14 protein-coding genes are annotated in these 18,473 nt (G+C 65.5%); 9 read left to right on the top strand and 5 right to left on the bottom strand.

Annotation, left to right across the window (positions count from 1 at the left end; all coding sequences use genetic code 11):
* Positions 1-2: 2 nt before the first annotated feature.
* The 9 genes from AWC31_RS38190 to AWC31_RS32095 all read left to right on the top strand — a co-directional run bounded on the left by AWC31_RS38190 (position 3) and on the right by AWC31_RS32095 (position 10,921).
* Positions 3-4,079 (top strand): transglycosylase family protein, encoded by a 4,077-nt coding sequence (locus AWC31_RS38190; RefSeq protein WP_272937914.1) that lies wholly within the window; start codon positions 3-5, stop codon positions 4,077-4,079.
* Positions 4,080-4,340, top strand: coding sequence for a hypothetical protein (locus AWC31_RS32130; protein ID WP_085149148.1), 261 nt, complete (start codon positions 4,080-4,082; stop codon positions 4,338-4,340). It begins immediately after the preceding gene.
* Entirely contained in the window at positions 4,327-6,666 is a 2,340-nt protein-coding gene (locus tag AWC31_RS32125) for a hypothetical protein (protein ID WP_085149145.1), read from the top strand. The genes AWC31_RS32130 and AWC31_RS32125 overlap by 14 nt, the downstream gene beginning before the upstream one ends.
* Before the next feature lie 9 nt (positions 6,667-6,675).
* A complete protein-coding gene (locus AWC31_RS32120) occupies positions 6,676-6,984 on the top strand; it encodes a hypothetical protein (protein ID WP_133060235.1) in 309 nt (102 codons plus the stop codon).
* Positions 6,985-7,812, top strand: a complete 828-nt coding sequence (locus AWC31_RS32115; protein ID WP_085149140.1) for an alpha/beta hydrolase family protein — start codon at positions 6,985-6,987, stop codon at positions 7,810-7,812.
* A gap of 842 nt (positions 7,813-8,654) precedes the next feature.
* Positions 8,655-8,981: a darcynin family protein gene (locus AWC31_RS32110; protein WP_067855328.1), complete on the top strand. Its 327-nt coding sequence runs from the start codon at positions 8,655-8,657 to the stop codon at positions 8,979-8,981.
* Between the two features lie 48 nt (positions 8,982-9,029).
* On the top strand, positions 9,030-9,461 hold the full coding sequence (gene dtd, locus AWC31_RS32105; protein WP_085149137.1) for a D-aminoacyl-tRNA deacylase: 432 nt from the start codon (positions 9,030-9,032) through the stop codon (positions 9,459-9,461).
* Between the two features lie 31 nt (positions 9,462-9,492).
* Complete coding sequence (locus AWC31_RS32100) at positions 9,493-9,915, top strand: DoxX family protein (RefSeq protein WP_067855323.1); 423 nt, start codon at positions 9,493-9,495, stop codon at positions 9,913-9,915.
* Positions 9,916-9,949: 34 nt separating this feature from the next.
* The gene (locus AWC31_RS32095) at positions 9,950-10,921 is read left to right on the top strand and encodes an asparaginase (RefSeq protein ID WP_085149916.1); all 972 of its coding nucleotides are present in this window, start codon (positions 9,950-9,952) and stop codon (positions 10,919-10,921) included.
* A gap of 1 nt (position 10,922) precedes the next feature.
* Here AWC31_RS32095 and AWC31_RS32090 read toward each other — a convergent pair whose 3' ends face one another.
* From AWC31_RS32090 to AWC31_RS32070, 5 genes are all read right to left on the bottom strand, one after another.
* The gene (locus tag AWC31_RS32090) at positions 10,923-11,783 is read right to left on the bottom strand and encodes a TIGR03619 family F420-dependent LLM class oxidoreductase (protein ID WP_085149133.1); all 861 of its coding nucleotides are present in this window, start codon (positions 11,781-11,783) and stop codon (positions 10,923-10,925) included.
* Positions 11,784-11,792: 9 nt separating this feature from the next.
* Positions 11,793-12,422 carry a PaaI family thioesterase gene (locus AWC31_RS32085; RefSeq protein WP_085149131.1) on the bottom strand — a complete coding sequence of 210 codons (630 nt, stop codon included), beginning with the start codon at positions 12,420-12,422 and terminating at the stop codon, positions 11,793-11,795.
* A 37-nt stretch (positions 12,423-12,459) separates the two neighbouring features.
* Positions 12,460-15,450, bottom strand: a complete 2,991-nt coding sequence (locus tag AWC31_RS32080) for a bifunctional [glutamine synthetase] adenylyltransferase/[glutamine synthetase]-adenylyl-L-tyrosine phosphorylase (protein ID WP_085149128.1) — start codon at positions 15,448-15,450, stop codon at positions 12,460-12,462.
* Positions 15,451-15,473: 23 nt separating this feature from the next.
* Entirely contained in the window at positions 15,474-16,814 is a 1,341-nt protein-coding gene (gene glnA, locus AWC31_RS32075; RefSeq protein ID WP_067855312.1) for a type I glutamate--ammonia ligase, read from the bottom strand.
* Positions 16,815-16,902: 88 nt separating this feature from the next.
* Positions 16,903-18,390: an alpha/beta hydrolase gene (locus AWC31_RS32070; RefSeq protein ID WP_085149914.1), complete on the bottom strand. Its 1,488-nt coding sequence runs from the start codon at positions 18,388-18,390 to the stop codon at positions 16,903-16,905.
* Positions 18,391-18,473 lie beyond the last annotated feature (83 nt).

The raw sequence follows: 18,473 nt of genomic DNA, 5'->3' as shown, positions 1-18,473 counted from the left end.
GTATGGCAACTAGATTGGCCGCGGCTTACATTGACGTTCGTGTCACCTTCTCCAACGCGATGGACGATATTGTCCGCAACGCTGAACGCGCGGGCGATGAGGCTGAACGCCGACTCAAGCGGAAGTTTAAGGACGGCATCGAAGTTGATGTTGATGCCGACACCTCTGAAGCTGAAGCCAAGATCACCAAAACGACTCGTGATCGTACCGTCAATGTGGGTGTCGATGTCGACACGCGGGGCGCCGAAACCACGCTCGACCGTCTAACTCGTCGCCGCGGGCAGACGGTCAACCTGAGGGCCAACGTTGATATTGGCGATGCTGGACGACAACTCGGCATTCTGACCCGAGGGCTCGAAAATGTCGCCCGCTCCGACATTTTCCGTGTAGGCCTAGGCGTGGGGCTGATCGGGTCTATCCCGTCGATGGTGTACGGCCTCACCGAGGTTGCTGCCGCGATGCAGAAGGTCGCGCAAGCCGGGATCGCCCTGCCCGGCATCCTGGCTGGCATCGGAGCCAGCTTCGGCACCCTGCTCGGCGGCCTGTCGGGTATTGGGGATGCCTTTGAGGCTGTTGTGGCTGCCAACAAGGAAATGGCTTCTGGGCAAACCAATTCAGCCGCGGCGGCGCGGTCTGCGCAATCCGCGCAAAACAACTTGCGGAACGCTCTTGTGGAGCAGGAGCGGGCGACCGGCAATCTGTCTGACGCCTACCGGAGTGCTCGCCGCAACTTGGAGGACCTGCAAACCCAGATGCGTGGCGGCGCTATCGACGCCAAGCAGGCCGCGCTTGATGTTCAGGTGGCGTGGGAGAACCTCAACAGCGGCAACTATGCGGACCGCCGGCAGGCTGTCATTGACTATGAGCAGGCTGTTCAGCGTGAAGCCGAGGTCACCCAGAACAACATTCGCACCCAAGAGGATTATGCGGTCGCTCAGGCCAAGGGAATCGAGGGGTCCGATCAGGTTGTCGCCGCGAATGAGGCGATCATCCAATCCAATCAGCAGGTTGCCGATGCTTTAGCGCAGGTCGCTGAGAACACCAACAAGACCAGTACGGCCCAGCAGAAAGCCAACGACCTGTTGGGTGAACTTTCACCCAACGGGCAGGCGCTGGTCAACTCCCTGACCGGGATTTACGACCAGGTCATTGACCTGCGTAACAACATCTCTCAAACCATGTTGGAAGGTGTCCCGGACGGCCTGGAAGGCCTGTTCGCGAAGGCGCTTCCGCATGTGAATGCTGGCACCCAGAAGATCGCGGGTCGCTGGAACGCGATGATCCACGAGATGCTGAATGTTCTTGGCACCGACGAGAACATGAGCTTGGTCGACCGGATTTTCGGCAACACTGATGAGGCGATGGCTAGGCTGCAGCCGGCCATTGACCCGTTAGTGAACGTGATCGGCACTCTCACTGGTACTGGGTCGGATTTCTTGCCGCGCATCGCTGATGCTCTCGGTAGTGTCCTGACGAGGTTTGACGCGTTTATCACCAGGGCTTCGGAGAATGGTGATCTGAAGCGTTGGATTGATGAGGGCCTGACCGCGGTCGGCGATTTGGGCGGTATCGCCCTGAATATCGCGAAGATGGTGGGTGCGTTCACCAGCGCTGCGGATGGAAACTTCCTCGGCTGGCTGCGCGACGTCACCGACCGGTGGGCCACATTCCTGAACTCGACTGAGGGCCAGCAGCAGATCCGTGACTTCCTGCAGCAGGGTAAGGCGACCCTCAACGAGTGGAGGCCGATCCTGGAGGGCCTGCCCGGTCTGTTCATGGACATCGTGGAGGTCTGTCGCGACCTGCTCAACAACGTGATTCTTCCTGTCGCTAAAGCCATTAGCGACATGCCCGGAGGCATTGAGGCTGTTGCTGGCGCGTTCGCCCTCTGGAAGGGCGCACAGGTGCTTGGCGTCATCGGCGATGTCGCCAACATGCTCGGTATGGGTGGTGGAGGCAAGGGTGGAGTACTTGGCAACCTGACCAAGATCTCGAGTCTGGTGAGGGTTGGCGGACCCATCGCTCTCGGGTTGGGTGCACTGCTGGGGATGGCCAACGAGCTGCACACCAAGATCAAGGAAGACGACGAATATGTTCGTCGCCAAGCTGATCCGAGCATCCCGCAGGAGCAGAAGGATAAGGAGACCACGGAGCGGTTCGGCGTCGGCCGCGGCGATCTCGGGCAGATCCCTGAGCCGGGATCTCTTCTGTTTGAGCAGATGGTCGCCGACATCGAGTCCGGCAAGACCCAGATCCCGGGGATTAATCCCAAGGACGCCCGCAAGGCATTGGAGCGGGCTTACGAGGATCAGAAGAGCGGCAAAACTCCGCCCACCGGCCCGGACAAGCATGGGAACATTCCCGGCACCCAGATTCCGTGGGCATACCCTGAAACGCCGCCGGATCAGCTCTTTCCTGGAGCGCCAGGCTTCCAGACCGCTGGACCTGATCAGTGGCCGACGGGGGACCAGGCGCGCGAAAGGCGTGGTTCCCGTCCGCGGCCCGCCCCCGGAACTCCCGGTGCCGCTATACCTCCGGGCACCAAGTTCCCCGATGCGGGCCTCACTCCGGGGGCCGCCGCTGTCAATGATCTGATTGGTCAGTACTTCCCCGAGATCACGACCATCGGCGGGTATCGGAAGGATCCGCACCCGGATCATCCGAGCGGCCGCGCTCTCGACATTATGATCCCCGGCGGTACGACCGCGGGCGGTGCGAACCCATCAGGCAAGGCGCTGGGTGACCGCATATGGGAGTGGATGAAGACCACCGGCCTGTTCGATATGCGGGGAAGCCTGTGGCAGACCATGACCGGCGGCAACCACTTCGACCACATTCACGCGCGCCTCGCCGACCAAGCCCTTGGCGGGATTCCCGGCACTGTGCCAGGCCCCGGACAGTCGGCAATGCCGTCCACTGGCGGAGTAATCCCGGTTTTCGTGATCAACTGGCCCAACGGCGGTGGGGGTGGGTTCACGGTCAGCGGGTCCACGGGGCCTGGTGGCACCGTTCACCAGGGCACCAATGCGGCTCCCGGCCCGGTAGGTCCGTCGTTGTGGGATGAGGTCGCCAAATACGAGTCAAGCGGCAACTGGTCCAACGCCGACACCGGGCAAAATGGTCATTACGGTGGGCTGCAGTTCTCCCCCGAGACCTGGAATGCCTACGGCGGCCAGGAATTCGCGGCGATGCCCCACCTGGCGACTCGTGAACAGCAAATCGAGATCGCCAACCGCACCGCGTTCACAGGCCATGGTGATACTAAGCCGCAAGGTCTCGGCGCATGGGAGGTCATCACAAAGGGGCTGACCCCCAACATTACGACCAGCACCCCACAGTCATCGTTCATGCCACCCGCGGCGCCGAAACCCCATGCCCCGCAGGCTCCTGGTGGGTCTAGCGCTCCAAGTGGTCCGCTTATGCCGCCGCTGCCGCCCTCAACGGCCAACGTCGACATGGCTGGTTGGCGGCAGCAGATCGCAGGCGGACCCGTCCCGGGACGTAAAGAGGGGCTGATTCCCGCTGCGGCTGGACATTCAGGCCAGTCCGGCAACAGTTTCTTGTCCGGCATCTATGACATGGGCGCCCAGGCCATCAACGGTGTGATCGATCAAGCCGCGTCGATGGCTTCTTCCGCTGCGTCGATGGGTGTGAATGCGATCGCCCCTGGTGCTGGTGGGGCGGCGGGTGGCGCCGCCCAGTTCGGCATCAGCATGGGCACCCAAGCCGCTAAACGCGGGGTGCAATATGTCGCCGACCTGGCGGGCATTTGGACTGACGCGCTGATTGAACAAGCCACCCCGTTCGGCGCGCCCCGATGGATCTCCACCGACCCGACCGCGTTCATGCCCACAGGCCTGATGGACGTCGCAAGCAGTATTCCGCCGCTTCCGAGCCCGCAGGTGCCCGGCGGTCCAGCATCTGGTCCTGGGGGCGAGTTCGATCCAGCGTCGGGCGGTATCAGCAACGACTACAGCGTGCACAACCACAACGTCACCACCACCGACGTGAAAAAGCTTGCGCAAGAGAACAAGGATCAGCAGACCTTGCAGATGATGCGCCATTCCGGAAGGCCGTAAGTGACCGTCAAACCCATCGACAAAGCCCGCTGCGGCAGGCTCATCCTCGCCCACCTCGACCAGGACCTACCGCGAGCCATGGGCATCTACGGCGAAGCCATCCAAGAGGAACGCTTCCCCGAACTCTTCGACGCCACCGTGGGCCTGCTCGGCGGGTCACTGCGGCTGGCGATCGGCGACGACAACCTACGGCAAGCGGCAAGCGACTGGGTCCTGCACGCACAGATGCAAGACGAAGAGGACACTAATGACGCAACCTGATGGCCTGTTTCCCGAGTCCGCGTTCAACTGGGATTCGCTTGCCGAGTTGGCGGCAAAGAACGAAGAGGATTGGGAGGCTGAGCTTTACGGCAAGGCTGAAGCTCCGTTCAACGAGGTACTTGCCGGGTTGTTCGCTGGTTTGCCGGCGGGAATGCCTCAGCCGATCGCCATCCTGTGGGTGCTGGTCAAGCGGTTCACCGGCGTCGAACTGCCTTGGTCGGGGAACAACGAGAACGATTTTCTCGAATCCCTGCAGCAGTGGGCTGAGTCGATTCCTGAACTTGCCGCGGCTGCGGTGCAAGCGTTGAGAGACAGGCTAACTGGCATTGTCAATTCCACCCCAACGGATTTGGACGACTGGCTACTGTCGCTGCTGACAGGTGAGTCGTATATCGACGCGGGCAAGCTGGTCAACCTCGAGGACATCGGCCAGATTGCTCAAGAGAAGATCACCGGGCTACTCGACGCTCTGAATGACGCAGTCGATGACGCACAGCAAGCGGTTCGGGATGCCTTGACCGGCATCGTCAACGCGACGCCGACCGACCTGGACAACTGGTTGCTCGACCTGCTGACCGGCGAATCACCTTTGAACGCCGACAACATCACGTCCGGCATCATCGGCAAGCCGCGGCTGCCCACGCTTGACCGCATCGACATCCCCGATCTTCAGGGCATCATCGACGCGGGAATCAACGCACTGAACAACACCCCAGGTGTGGTCGGCCAAGCAGCCAACCTGTTCGAGGACTTTCTGTCGCGGTTGCCGACGAAAATCTTCAATCACCTTGGTGGTCATAGCGCGGCGCGCGCATCTGAAGAAGAAGCGGCTGCCGCGCTGGAAACCGTCGCCAGCACCATTAATGCGCAGGGGCAGGCGATCACCGCCCTGCAGGCCATCATTGACAGCGGTGAAGGGTTCTCCGAGCTGGTCAGTTTCCGGACGCCAGAAACCACCACCTACAGCACCGCCGGAGGATTCACCTATTCGCTGCCGTCGTGGTTCACGCTCGGTACCGACTTCATCGACCGTGTCATGCGCGGCGGTGGCGGCGGTGCCGACGGCGCAGGTGTGGGGGCGACCGACGGCCAGAACGGCCAACAGTCCACCCTCACCATCAACGGCGTCACTCATACCGCCCCCGGCGGCACGGGCAGCATCACCTCAGATTCCGCTGGCGACGGCGCGCCGGCCATCAATTACCTGGACGTCGTCTATCCCGGCAGCGCCGACCAGAACACCAACGGGCAGCCCGGTAACGCTCCTGCCGGTGGCGGGGCGGCCGCAGTCGGCTTCGGCCGCCAGGGCGGCCTGCCCGGCGGCAGTAACACCGGCAGCGTGTCGCCAACAAGCCCCACTATCACCGGGTCTGTAGGCAGTGGCGGCAACGGTGGCACCGGGTTCGGTGGTGCGGGCGGGGCCGGCGCGCCAGGGCGCATATCCCTCGTGGCCCGCCCGGCGATGCCCCTCGAATTCACCGACATGGGCCTGTTCTCCACCACCGCAGTCAGACTGCTGAAGCTGAACACCGGGGCCGCCTTCACCGACGAGATGACCGCGGCGGCCACCTGGAGCCGCGTGCCCGGCGGCCCCAGCATCAACAAGGGCAACATGCTCGTCATCCGGGCAAATGCGGCGTTCACCAGCTTCGTGTTCCTCATGCTCGAATCAGGCTCGGGCACCACCAGCTACAACATCGGTCGGATGAGCGCAGGCTCGCGCGCGGACTGGAAAACGAACACCATCACCGAGGCCATCCCGTTCAACGCATTCTCGCTGGTTTCCGACGACGACTACACATTCACCGTGGCCGTCAACGGCACCCCGATCGACTCCTACGTCGACGCCGCGCACTCGTCGCTGAAAGGTGCGGATTACCGGCACGGCGGGTGGGGCACATCGGACTCCGTGCTGCCGGGATCGATCTCGCAGTTCATATTCCTCGACAGCGGCACGCCGTCGCGCATCACGTCGGACACGATCAACGTCGCCGAGGCCCGCAGCACCACCACATACGGTGATCTGCTCACCCCCGGCCCCTCGGTCACGCTCAACGTTCCCGAGAGCGGCGAAGTCTTGATTGACCTCTCGGCGAACGTAGGAGATACCGGAGCCACAGGGCGCATGGGATTCCGTGTATCTGGAGCAAACACCATGGCACCGTCGGACGACAACTCTGTGTTCTCCAAGGGATATACGACTTCGCGCAGATTCCATCTGACCGACCTGAATCCCGGAACCACCACATTCAAGGTCGAGTACCGCGCTGTCAGCGCAACACCGTCGTTCACCAACCGAACCATCATCGTCGATCCGAAACCATAGGAGTGAGCTGTGGCATTGAATCCCGTGAACCCGAAGGAAATTCCGACCTGGGTGGGCGGAGTATACGAAGGCACCTTGGAAGAGTCTCGCTCCCTTTTGACGGACACCGACAAGGCGGTAGATGCAGGATTCCTGCTGTACGCCCACGATGAAGTGTTCGTGGAGAACGGTGTCAAGCAGCGCCGCATCGTGATGAAACCCGCAGATGGATCCCCAGAGATGATCCTGGCGCCAGGACTTTACGTCGCTGTGGCATCCACGGGGGCGATCCGGGTTCTCTCCGAGGATGCCTACCACGCCGAGTTCGACGCGGAATAAATGGGTTTCGACCTGCGGGCCATCCTCCTTGATTGGCTTGATGGTCCCGAAGCTGACCCGGAGCCTGAGCCGGAACCGGATCCGCTGATCACGGTGTACACCGTCGCTGGCACCGGCAACTACAACGCTCGCGTCGGCAAGGCCAACTTCCCGGCCCAAGTCGTTGCGCTGCTCGACCCGACGAAATTCCGGTGGGAGCCGATCTGGTACCCGGCCATGGTGCCGTTCACCGGGAGCGTCGCGATCGGTGTGGCCAACTGCGTCAACAAGATCAAAGCCCGGCCAGGCCGGTACGTGCTGGTCGGATTCAGCCAGGGTTCGATGGTGATCTCGCAGGTGTACGAAGAGATCCAGTCCGGTGAGCTGGCGCATCGCGATGCCGATTTCCTCGCCGGTGTGGCGATGGGTAACCCGTGCCGCAAGCTCAACCACACGTTCCCCGGCTACACACTGCTCGGCAGTCACGGTATCGCCGAGGACGCACGTCGACTCGTCACCGTCGACGCTAATCGGTGGTGGGACATGGCGATTCCGAACGACATCGTCGCCGACATCCGCGACGACCTGTTCGGCGAATGGGCCACAACTCTGTTCATGGCGATGTGGGGAGGTGGTGGCAACGTGGCTCAAACGGTCAAGCAGACGGTCCAGTCGTCGCCGGTCGATTTGCGTTCCGCTGCTACGCAGTTGCTCGGCTATATAGGTGTCGGCTCGTCGGCACCGCATACCCAGTACGCGACGTTTAAGCCGCTCGCTGGCAGTGATCTGACGTGTGTGGAGTTGGCGGCGCAGTGGCTCAACAGCCTGGCCGCAGCACCTGACACCTGACTTCACGTTCGACCCCGGTACGACACAACAATAGGTCGAGAGACCTTGTCGTAACTTACGAGAAGATTCGACCTCGGCTAGCGGCGGCCGCCCGCCGAATTCAGCGACCGACTTGACCAGCATCTCCACGGCCGATCTGACGGGCTCAAGCTTGAGCACCTTCCTCTACCAGGACTTTCTCGTCGTCCGCGAGTGTGCCCGACGCTGAAGGCATCAAGTGGATTCACGTCGACCAGCCGACATGGTGAGAGGCTGACCCAGGGGTACTGCCCCTCCCACCCGCCACCGGCCCGCCACGGCCGGCATAGGCGATCCTCCCCCCGATATTTTTTTCTTCACGTGAAACAAAACCGGTTCAGGAGAGCATTTTGTCGACGCTGGCAAGATGCTCCTGCAAACCCGGAAGAAGCCCTCTGACCTGCAACTCGCGTTTCAAACGCGCCTAACAAAAGGCCGGGGGTCCGATTTCGGGGTGAAGATTTGCGGTTGTTGACTTGGTTAACAACGGCACCGCGTCCGCAGTCCGTCCGCAGTAGTTTCAACTCCGCTCTAGCCAAACCAACACTGCCAACGCTCTGACGTGCGGTGATGATCGATGACCAACGCAGCAAACCTCAACAAACGCCCAGCGTGTAGTTCTCGCTCTACTACGACGTCTAATTCGTTCAAGTCGGCTCAAACCGTGGCCCCCGGTTCTTGCCGGGGGCCACGGTTTTAGGCTAACCTCAGCAACGCGAGCGCATCCGCTCGTGGTGCTGACAACCTCACAGGTCAACGGAGAGATTCGTTGGCCTTTTCGTTTCTCTCCAGCCGTATTCACCTATGAGAGAACGAGGTTCACCATGTTCACGGTTTTCATGTTGGTCAAGACCAATCCGGAATGGCTCGGATTCCCGGTGGCCAAACGGTTCGACGAGTTGACCCGGCACCTACAGCCGATACTCGAGCGCCACCCCGAAGTGAAATTCCGTTGGTACGACACGGAGTTCTACACCGCGAGGGTCACCGACCTCCTGCTGTGGGAGACCACCGATCCGCACGAGTACGAGCTCGCGGTCGAGGAACTGCGTGAAACGCCATTCTGGGACCGGTATTTCACCATCGTCGAGATCCTGCCCGGGGTGGCGAACGCGTACGCGGACAACTACGGCAGATCCCCGCTCGGGTAGCCGCCACCCGACCGGCGGCCGGCTCAGCACCGAAAGCACAATGGACCGATGCGTGTTCTGGTGCAACGGGTCAGGCGTGCGCACGTGACGGTCGACGGGGACGTCGTCGGTGCCATCGAGCCGAACCCGCAAGGGCTGGTCGCCCTGGTCGGGGTGACCCATGACGACGACGCGGCGAAGGCCCGCAGGATGGCCGAAAAGCTCTGGCAGTTGAGGATTCTCGACGGCGAGAAGTCGGCATCCGATGTTGACGCACCGATCCTGGCGATCAGTCAGTTCACGTTGTACGCCAACACCGACAAGGGCCGCCGCCCGTCTTGGAACGCGGCGGCGCCCGGCGGGGTCGCCGAACCACTCGTGACCGAGTTCACCGACGCACTGCGCAAATTGGGCGCGACTGTGGAAACAGGGGTTTTCGGTACGGATATGCAGGTGGAACTTGTCAATGACGGACCGGTAACGGTGCTGTTGGAGCTGTGAACCGGCTGGGAGTGGCGCGTATGGTCTGATCATGACGACTAACCTGGAAACCCGGCTCGCCACCTACTCCCCCGTCGTTATCGGCATATTCCGCGTCGTGTTCGGCTTTCTGTTCACGATCCACGGCGCGGCCAAACTGTTTGCCTGGCCGGTGGATTCCGGCAGCGGCGCGATCCCCGTCGGCACCTGGCCGGGCTGGTGGGCCGGCTTGCTCGAGCTCGTGCTCGGCCTGCTGATCCTGACCGGTCTGTTCACCCGCATCGCGGCGTTCATCGCGAGCGGTGAGATGGCGGTCGCCTACTTCTGGCAGCACCAGCCCAATGGTTTGTTCCCGCTGGAGAACGGCGGCGAACCGGCGGTGCTGTACTGCTTCGGCTTCCTGCTGCTGGCCGCGATCGGCGGAGGCGCGTTCGCGCTCGACACCGCGCGTGGCCGGCGCACCGCCCGTGGGTAGGTTGCTGCTCGCCGCCGTCACGGCGGCGGGCCTGCTGCTCACCACGGCCGGGCCGGCGGGCGCCGAACCGCAGGACGCGCGCCTCGTCGTGATCACAACCGGTGGAACCATCGCCACCAGCACCGATCCCAGTGGCGTCCGGCGCCCGACGGTCGGCGGCGCGGAACTCGCCGCAGGTCTCGACGTCGAGGTCGTCGACCTCATGAAGAAGGACAGCTCGCAGCTCACCCCGGCGGATTGGGATGCCATCGGCACCGCGGTCAAGAACGCCGTGGCCAACGGCGCCGACGGCGTGGTGATCACCCATGGCACCGACACCATGGAAGACACCGCGATGTGGCTGGCGACCACCTACCAGGGCTCGGCGCCGGTGGTGCTGACCGGGGCGCAACGCAGTTCCGACGCCCCCGACGCCGACGGGCCGACCAACCTGCGTGATTCCCTGACCGTCGCGGCCAGCCCGGCCGCACGCGATCAGGGTGTGCTGATCGCCTTCGCGGGCAACGTCTTCCAAGCGCTCGGCACCCGCAAGATGAACACCGCCGACCTGGCGGCGTTCGGCGGCACGGCACCGGTCGGCACGGTCGGTGACAACGTGTTCACATTGAATCAGCCTGCGCGAAAACCGTTCATCGCCGAGGTGTCGGCAGGGGCCGCACCGCGCGTCGACATCGTCGCGGCCTATCCGGGCGACGGCCCGGGCCCGATCGATGCCGCAGTGGCCGCGGGCGCGCGAGGAATCGTGCTCGAAGCACTCGGGTCGGGCAATGCCGGTGACGCTGTCGTGGATGCGGTACGGCGGCACGCGCCGGCCGGCGTGGCGTTCGCGATCTCGACGCGCGTGCCCAACGGTCCGGTCGAGGCCGAATACGGGCCTGGCGACGACATGGTCAAGGCCGGCGCGGTGATGGTGCCCAACCTACGGCCGAGTCAGGCCCGGGTGCTCATGATGGCGGCTCTGGCCGCCGGCCGGCCGGTCAATGACGTGTTCACCCGGTGGGGCTGACCTAACGGTCCAGTCCGAGGTCGGCACGGAACCGTTTCATGCCATCGATCTTGTCGGCCAGTGAGGCGTCGGGACCGGTGTAGAACATCCACGGCATGGTCAGGATGTGGGTGATTCCGCCGGCCTCGGCGCGCTCGTAGTCGGCGCTCGTGATCGCGTCGACCAACGGCGTCAGCACGGTGAAACCGTCCATCGACAACCCGGCCTCGGCACGCAATTCGCGCAGCCGCGTGATCGCGGCGATCGCCCGGTCGGTCGTGATGAGGTCGCCGATCCAGCCGTCGTTGCGGGCCGCCCGGCGCAACGCCAGATCCGACAGGCCGCCGACCCAGATCGGGATGTGCGGCGGCGTGGGTTCCATCTCGAGCCTCGGTGCGGTGTAGAACTCGCCGCTGAACTCGGCCCATCCGGGCGACCAGAGCTCGCGCATCAGTTCCAGCATCTCGTCGGTGCGCCGCCCCCTCGCGTCGAACCGTTGCCCCACGAGCTCGAATTCGTCCTTGCACCACCCGACGCCGACACCGAGGTCGACGCGGCCCCCGGCCAGGTAGGCCGCGGTGCCGATGGCCTTGGCCGCGGCGTAGGGGTCACGCATCGCGGGAATGTAGACCGTGGTGGTGAACCGCAGCCGGGTCGTGGCCTGCGCGAGTGCACCGACCAGCACCCACGGGTCAGGCCAGTGGGTGAACGGCTGCCAACGGCGTTCGCCGTCCTTGGTGTACGGGTAGGGCGTCGACAGTGTCTCGAGGTTGACGATGTGATCGGGAATGCCCATCCCGTCGTAGCCGAGATCGTCTGCGGCCTTGGCGATCTCGACGATCTCGGCGGTGTCGAGGAAGCCGCTCGCGATGTAGAACTTCACGCGGCAACGTCATCCCGCGCTTCGGGCCCAGGCCGGCATGATGAACACGCCCTCGGCCTCGACCGTGACCCCGTCGGCGTCGCTGAGCCGGCCACGCGCGAGAGTCTTGACACCTTCGGTGCGTTCGACGAACGCGTCGGCACGCAACTCCCCCAACGGTGTTCCGCGCACGTACCGGCACGTGATCGTCCCCGTGTAGAGCGGCTTGTTGAGCCCGCCGCTGGCCACCTCGCCGAGGATGTGGTCTAGCACGAGCGCACAGATCCCGCCGTGCACCCAGCCCGTCGGCCCCTCGTAGGCCGCGCCGAGCGTGAACTCGCTCCAGCAGGTGCCGTCGGATTCGTGGTTGATGACGAGCGGCGGCGCGAGCGCGTTGCGCAGGCCCACCACGGGGTTGGCCCACACGACCGGCCGGCCTGTCTCGGCGTGCCGCATGGGCTGTGGCCCGTCGCGTTGCTCGCGTCGCAGCGTCTCGGTGACGGCCTCGATCGCTGCGGTCGCCCGCCCGATGCTGTCATCGTCGACACCCGACCGGATGCTCGCGTCGACGAGATCGCGCACCGCGTTCGTCAACGGTTCGTAGAGTGCCTGCAATCGGTCGTGCTCATCAGCGCTGATGACGTCGAACGTGTAGTCCACCCGTCCTTATTAGCACCACTAACCACGGCCCGGCGGCTCAGCCCCCGAAAACCTTGCGCACAACGGCCTTGGCGCGGCGCGTCACGCGCAGGTAGTTGTCGAGGAATTCGCCGCCGTCGTCGCTGCCCCAGCCCGCCGCGAGCGCCACCGCGTTGAGCTGCCGTCCGGGCCCGGGCAGCTGGTCGGTCGGCTTGCCGCGCACGAGCACCAGCGCGTTGCGTGCGCGCGTCGCGGTGAGCCAGGCCTCGCGCAGCAGTTCGACGTCGCCCTCGGCCACGAGTTCGGCCGCACCGATGGCGTTGAGGGCCTCCAGCGTCGAAGTGTTGTGCAGCGCAGGCACTTTGTGCGCGTAGCGCAGCTGAAGCAACTGCACGGTCCACTCGATGTCGGCCAGTCCGCCGCGGCCCAGTTTGGTGTGGGTGTTGGGGTCGGCGCCACGGGGCAACCGCTCGGCGTCCACGCGCGCCTTGATGCGCCGGATCTCGTGCACCGCCTCGGCCGAGACCCCGCCCGGTGGATATCGGGTCTTGTCGACCATGAGCAGGAACCGCTCGCCTAGCTCGAGATCGCCGGCCACCCGGTGTGCCCGCAGCAGCGCCTGGATCTCCCACGGCTGCGCCCACTGCGCGTAATACGCCTCGTACGACGCGAGCGTGCGCACGAGCGGGCCGTTGCGGCCCTCGGGCCGCAGGCCGGCGTCGACCTCGAGCGGTGGATCGGCGCTCGGCGTGCCCAGCAGGGCGCGGACCTGCTCGGCGATGCTTACCGACCAGCGGACCGCGACCGACTCGTCGACGCCGGGCACCGGCTCGCACACGAACATCACGTCGGCGTCGGAACCGTAGCCGAGTTCGCTGCCGCCCAGGCGGCCCATGCCGATCACCGCGATGCGGGCGGGCACACCGGACTCTGGGGTGTTGGCGCGGATCACCGCGTTGAGCGCGGCCTGCAGTACCGCGACCCACACCGACGTCAGCGCCTTGCAGACGTCGGTCACCTCGAGCATGCCCAGCACGTCTGCCGACGCGATGCGGGCCAGTTCGCGGCGGCGCAGCGTACGCGCGGCCGCGATACCGCGGACCGGGTCGGCGTGCCGTCCGGCCGACGCGACCAGGGACCGGGCCACGCTGTCGGGGTCACCCTCAAGCAGTTTCGGCCCGTTCGGCCCGTCGGCGTAGAGCTGGATCACCTCGGGTGCCCGCATCAGCAACTCGGGGATGTATGCCGAGGTGCCGAGCACCCGCATCAGCCGCTTGGCCACGGCGCCCTCGTCGCGCAGCGTCGACAGGTACCAGCGCTGCTCCTGCAGCTCGTCGCTGATGCGGCGGTAGGCCAGTAGGCCGGCATCGGGGTCGGGTGTGTCCGAGAGCCAGTCGAGCAGGGTCGGCAGCAGCACCTGCTGCACCCGGCCCTTGCGGCCGGTCGCGCCGGTAAGCGCGGCCAAGTGGGTCAGCGCGCTCTGCGGGCCTTCATAACCCAGTGCGGCGAGCTGGCGTTCGGCGGCCTCGGTGCTCATGCCTGCCTCGATGCCCAGCGCCGGCTGGCCCACCGATTCGAGCAGCGGCTGGTAGAACAGCTTGGCGTGCAGGCGCGACACCCGAAGGCTCTGCCGTTTGAGTTCCTCGCGCAATACCCCGGCCGCGTCGTGCGTGCCGTCGGGCCGGATGTGGGCGGCGCGCGCCAACCACCGGAACGCCTCTTCGTCGCTGTCGTCGGGCAGCATGTGCGTGCGCTTGAGCCGTTGCAGTTGCAGCCGGTGTTCGAGCAGCCGCAGGAATTCGTACGACGCGGTCATGTTCGCGGTGTCGTCGCGGCCGATGTAGCCGCCCGCGCCGAGCGCGGCCAATGCGTCCACCGTGGACGCCACGTGCAGGGAGTCGTCGTTGCGACCGTGCACCAATTGCAATAGCTGCACGGCGAATTCGACGTCGCGCAGTCCGCCGGTACCGAGCTTGATCTCACGGGACCGCACGCCGGCGGGGACGAGTTCCTCGACCCGGCGGCGCATCGCCTGTACCTCCGGCACGAAATCCTCACGCTCGCAGGCCGTCCACACCATCGGCATCAACGCGTCGATGTACGCCTTACCCAGGTCGGGGTCGCCTGCGGCGGGCCGGGCTTTGAGCAAGGCCTGGAATTCCCACGTCTTGGCCCAGCGCTGGTAGTAGGCGATGTGGGAGTCGAGCGTGCGAACCAGTTGTCCGCGTTTGCCTTCCGGCCGCAGCGCCGCGTCGACCTCGAAGAAGGCGTCGGCGGCGAACCGCATCATCTCGCCCGCGACCCGGGTGGCGGTCGTCAGGTTGTCGTTGGTGACGTCTTCGCCGACGAAGATCACGTCGACGTCGCTTACGTAGTTCAGTTCGCGCGCACCGCATTTGCCCATCGCGATGACCGCCAGCCGGAGGGCGTCACTCGGGCTCTCAGCGCACACGGCGCGCGTGGCGACCGTCAGCGCGGCGCCCAGCGCGGCGTCGGCCAGATCGGACAGGTGGGTGCTCACCGTGACGAACGGCAGCACGGGCTCGTTCTCGACGGTCGAAGCCACGTCGAGGGCGGCCAGCACCAGAAGCTTGTCGCGGTACAGGTCGCGCATGGGCGGCACCGCGACACTTGTGCCCCGGTCGATGTCGACCTGCTGCGCGGCCGCGGTGAACGCCTCGCGCAACTCGTCGGCGCCCGGCAGAACGGCCCTCCCCGCCAGCAGCCGCCAGGACTGCGGGTGGGCGACCACATGGTCGCCGAGCGCGAGCGACGAGCCGAGGACACCGAACAGCCGGCCCCGCAGCGCGCGGTCGGTCAGCAGTTCGCGGTTCAGCTCGTCCCAGTCGCCGCCCAGCGCCTCGGCGAGCCGCACCATCGCGAGCAGCGCGACGTCGGCGTCCGGGGCGCGCGACAGCGACCACAACAGTTCGACGTGATCGTCGGTGTTCCAGCCGAGCCGGTCCAGATGGGCGTTGGCCTGCGGGTCGACCAGCCCGAGCCGGCCGACACTGGGCAGTTTCGGGCGCTCGGTCGCGGGCTTGGGCACGAAGAAAACGTTACAGGGAGCGACTAGAGCGACAGATACGTCTTGAGCTCGTAGGGCGTGACGTGGCTGCGGTAGTTCTCCCACTCGGTGCGCTTGTTGCGCAGGAAGTAGTCGAATACGTGCTCCCCCAACGCTTCTGCCACCAGCTCCGAGCTCTCCATGGCTTCCAGCGCGTTGCCGAGGCTCGACGGCAACTCGCGATAGCCCATCGCGCGGCGCTCCTCGGGGGTCAGGCTCCAGACGTTGTCCTCGGCCTGCGGGCCCAGCACGTAACCCTTCTCGACGCCCCGCAGGCCCGCGGCGAGCAGCACCGCGAACGTCAGGTACGGGTTGCATGCCGAATCGGGGCTGCGCACCTCGACGCGACGCGACGACGCCTTGCGCGGCGTGTACATCGGCACGCGAACCAGCGCCGAGCGGTTGGCGGCACCCCAGGACGCCGCGGTGGGCGCCTCGCCGCCGTGCACCAGCCGCTTGTAGGAGTTCACCCACTGGTTGGTCACGGCGCTGATCTCGCTGGCGTGCTCGAGGATGCCCGCGATGAAGGACTTGGCCACGTCGGACAGTTGCAGTGGGTCGTCGGGGCTGTGGAAGGCATTGGTGTCGCCCTCGAACAGGCTCATGTGGGTGTGCATGGCCGAGCCTGGGTGTTCGGCGAACGGCTTGGGCATGAACGAGGCCCGCACCCCGTCGCCGAGCGCGACCTCCTTGACCACGTAGCGGAACGTCATGACGTTGTCGGCCATCGACAGCGCGTCTGCGTAACGCAGGTCGATCTCCTGCTGGCCCGGCGCGCCTTCGTGGTGGCTGAACTCCACCGAGATGCCCATCTGCTCCAGCGCGTCGATGGCGTGGCGGCGGAAGTTGGGCGCCGCGTCGTGCACGGCCTGGTCGAAGTAGCCGCCGTTGTCGGCGGGCACCGGCACGCTGCCGTCATCGGGGCCGGGCTTCAGCAGGAAGAACTCGATCTCGGGGTGGACGTAGCACGAGAAGCCCAGATCACTGGCCTTGGCCAGCTGCCTGCGCAGCACATGCCGGGAGTCCGCCCACGACGGTGAACCGTCGGGCATGGTGATGTCGCAGAACATCCGCGCCGAATGATGCTGGCCCGAGCTGCTGGTCCACGGAAGCACCTGGAACGTCGACGGATCGGGCCGCGCGACCGTGTCGGATTCGGATACGCGCGCGAACCCTTCGATCGACGAGCCGTCGAAGCCGATGCCCTCTTCGAAGGCTCCCTCGAGCTCGGCGGGCGCGATTGCCACGGACTTGAGGTATCCGAGCACGTCGGTAAACCACAACCGGACGAACCGAATATCGCGTTCCTCCAGCGTGCGCAGCACGAATTCCTTCTGGCGGTCCATGCCCGCAGCGTAGGCACCGGCTGTTAAATCCGTGTTACGGCCCTGGCTGGGTTTGATTTCCGTGTCGCTGCGCGGCCGCTTCACGCACCTAGCAATTGAGGTTGCCGGGCGACTGCCGGTCGACGAAGAAGTTCAGCACCGCGGTGTCGACGCAGGCGTCGCCGTTGAACACGACGGTGTGCTGCGAGCCGTCGAACGAGATCAGCGCCGCACCCATCTGCCGGGCCAGGTCCACCCCGGCCTGATACGGCGTCGCGGGATCGCCCGTGGTTGACACGACCACGACCTTGCCTGGCCCGGGCCCACGCACCTGGTGCGGCACCGACGTGGGCTGCACCGGCCAGAGCGCGCAGACGTCGCGCGGTGCGTATCCGGTGAATGCGCCGTAGGCCAGAAACGGCGCGACTTCCCGGATCCGGCGGTCGGCGTCGGCCCACACGGCCGGGTCGGTCGGGTACGGCGCGTCGACGCACCGGATCGCGGTGAAGGCGTCCTGCAGGTTCTGGTACCGGCCCGCGTCGTCGCGGTTCTGATAGTCGTCGGCCAGCAGCAGCAGGTCCCCCGCGTCGGTGCCACGCTGCAGGCCGAGCAGCCCACTGGTGAGATATGGCCAGTACCGCGCCGAGTACAGCGCGTTGACCGTCCCGGTGTTGGCGTCCTGGTAGCTCAGACCCCGCGGGTCGGACGTGCTGCCGGGGCGGGCTACCAGCGGATCGACCAATTGCTGGTAGCGGCTGACGAATTGGGCGGGGTCGGTGCCGAGCGGGCAGCCCTGGGCTTTGGCGCAATCGGCGGCATAGGACTCGAAAGCCTTTTGGAATCCGGCCATTTGGCGGATGTTCTTGGTGATCGGGTCGATGCTCGGATCGACCGCGCCGTCGAGCACCATGGTACGCACCCGGTCGCCGTACTGTTCGGCGTAGGCCGCGCCCAATTCGGTCCCGTATGAGAAGCCCAGATAGTTGATCTGGTCCTCACCGAGCGCGATCCGTACCGCGTCCATGTCGCGCACCGTCGATGCGGTGCCGATGTTGGCCAGGAACGGTGCGCCCATCCGGTCCAGACACTGCTGGGCGAACTGCCGGTACAAGCCTTCGATGTGGGCGACGCCGGCCGGGCTGTAATCGGCCATCGGCTCACGGCGGTACGCGTCGAACTCGGCATCGGTGCGGCAACGCAATTGCGGCGTGGAGTGCCCGACTCCGCGCGGGTCGAACCCGACGAGGTCGAACCGGCGACCGATCTCGGTGTCGGCCAGCGCCGCACCCATCCCGGCGACGGTGTCGACCGCCGACGCTCCGGGACCGCCAGGATTGACCATCAGCACCCCGAGGCGATCACCGGTGGCCGGCACCCGGATGACGGCCAACTGCGCTTGTGCGCCTTGGGGATCCGCGTAATCGACCGGCACCGCGACCGTGCCGCATTGAGCGGTCGGGATCGCCGACACGTCGGGAATCCAGTTCGCGCAGGTGCCCCACGCCGGTGGCGCGGCGGATGCCACCGGCATCACGACCGCGGGCAGGGCAAGCAGCATCGCCGTCAAGATTCCGCCCACCCACCGCACGGCTGCCATGGTCGCACGGCCCGTACGGCCGAGTCTTCCGCTGAGGCCGACCAGAGATCGGCCGGCAACCATACGGTGACCTTGCGATTCGG

Source organism: Mycolicibacterium wolinskyi (assembly GCF_002101965.1).
GTDB classification, from domain to species: domain Bacteria; phylum Actinomycetota; class Actinomycetes; order Mycobacteriales; family Mycobacteriaceae; genus Mycobacterium; species Mycobacterium wolinskyi.
The sequence above is the reverse complement of the archived record's forward strand: the minus strand, read 5'-3'. Positions and strand labels throughout refer to the sequence as shown.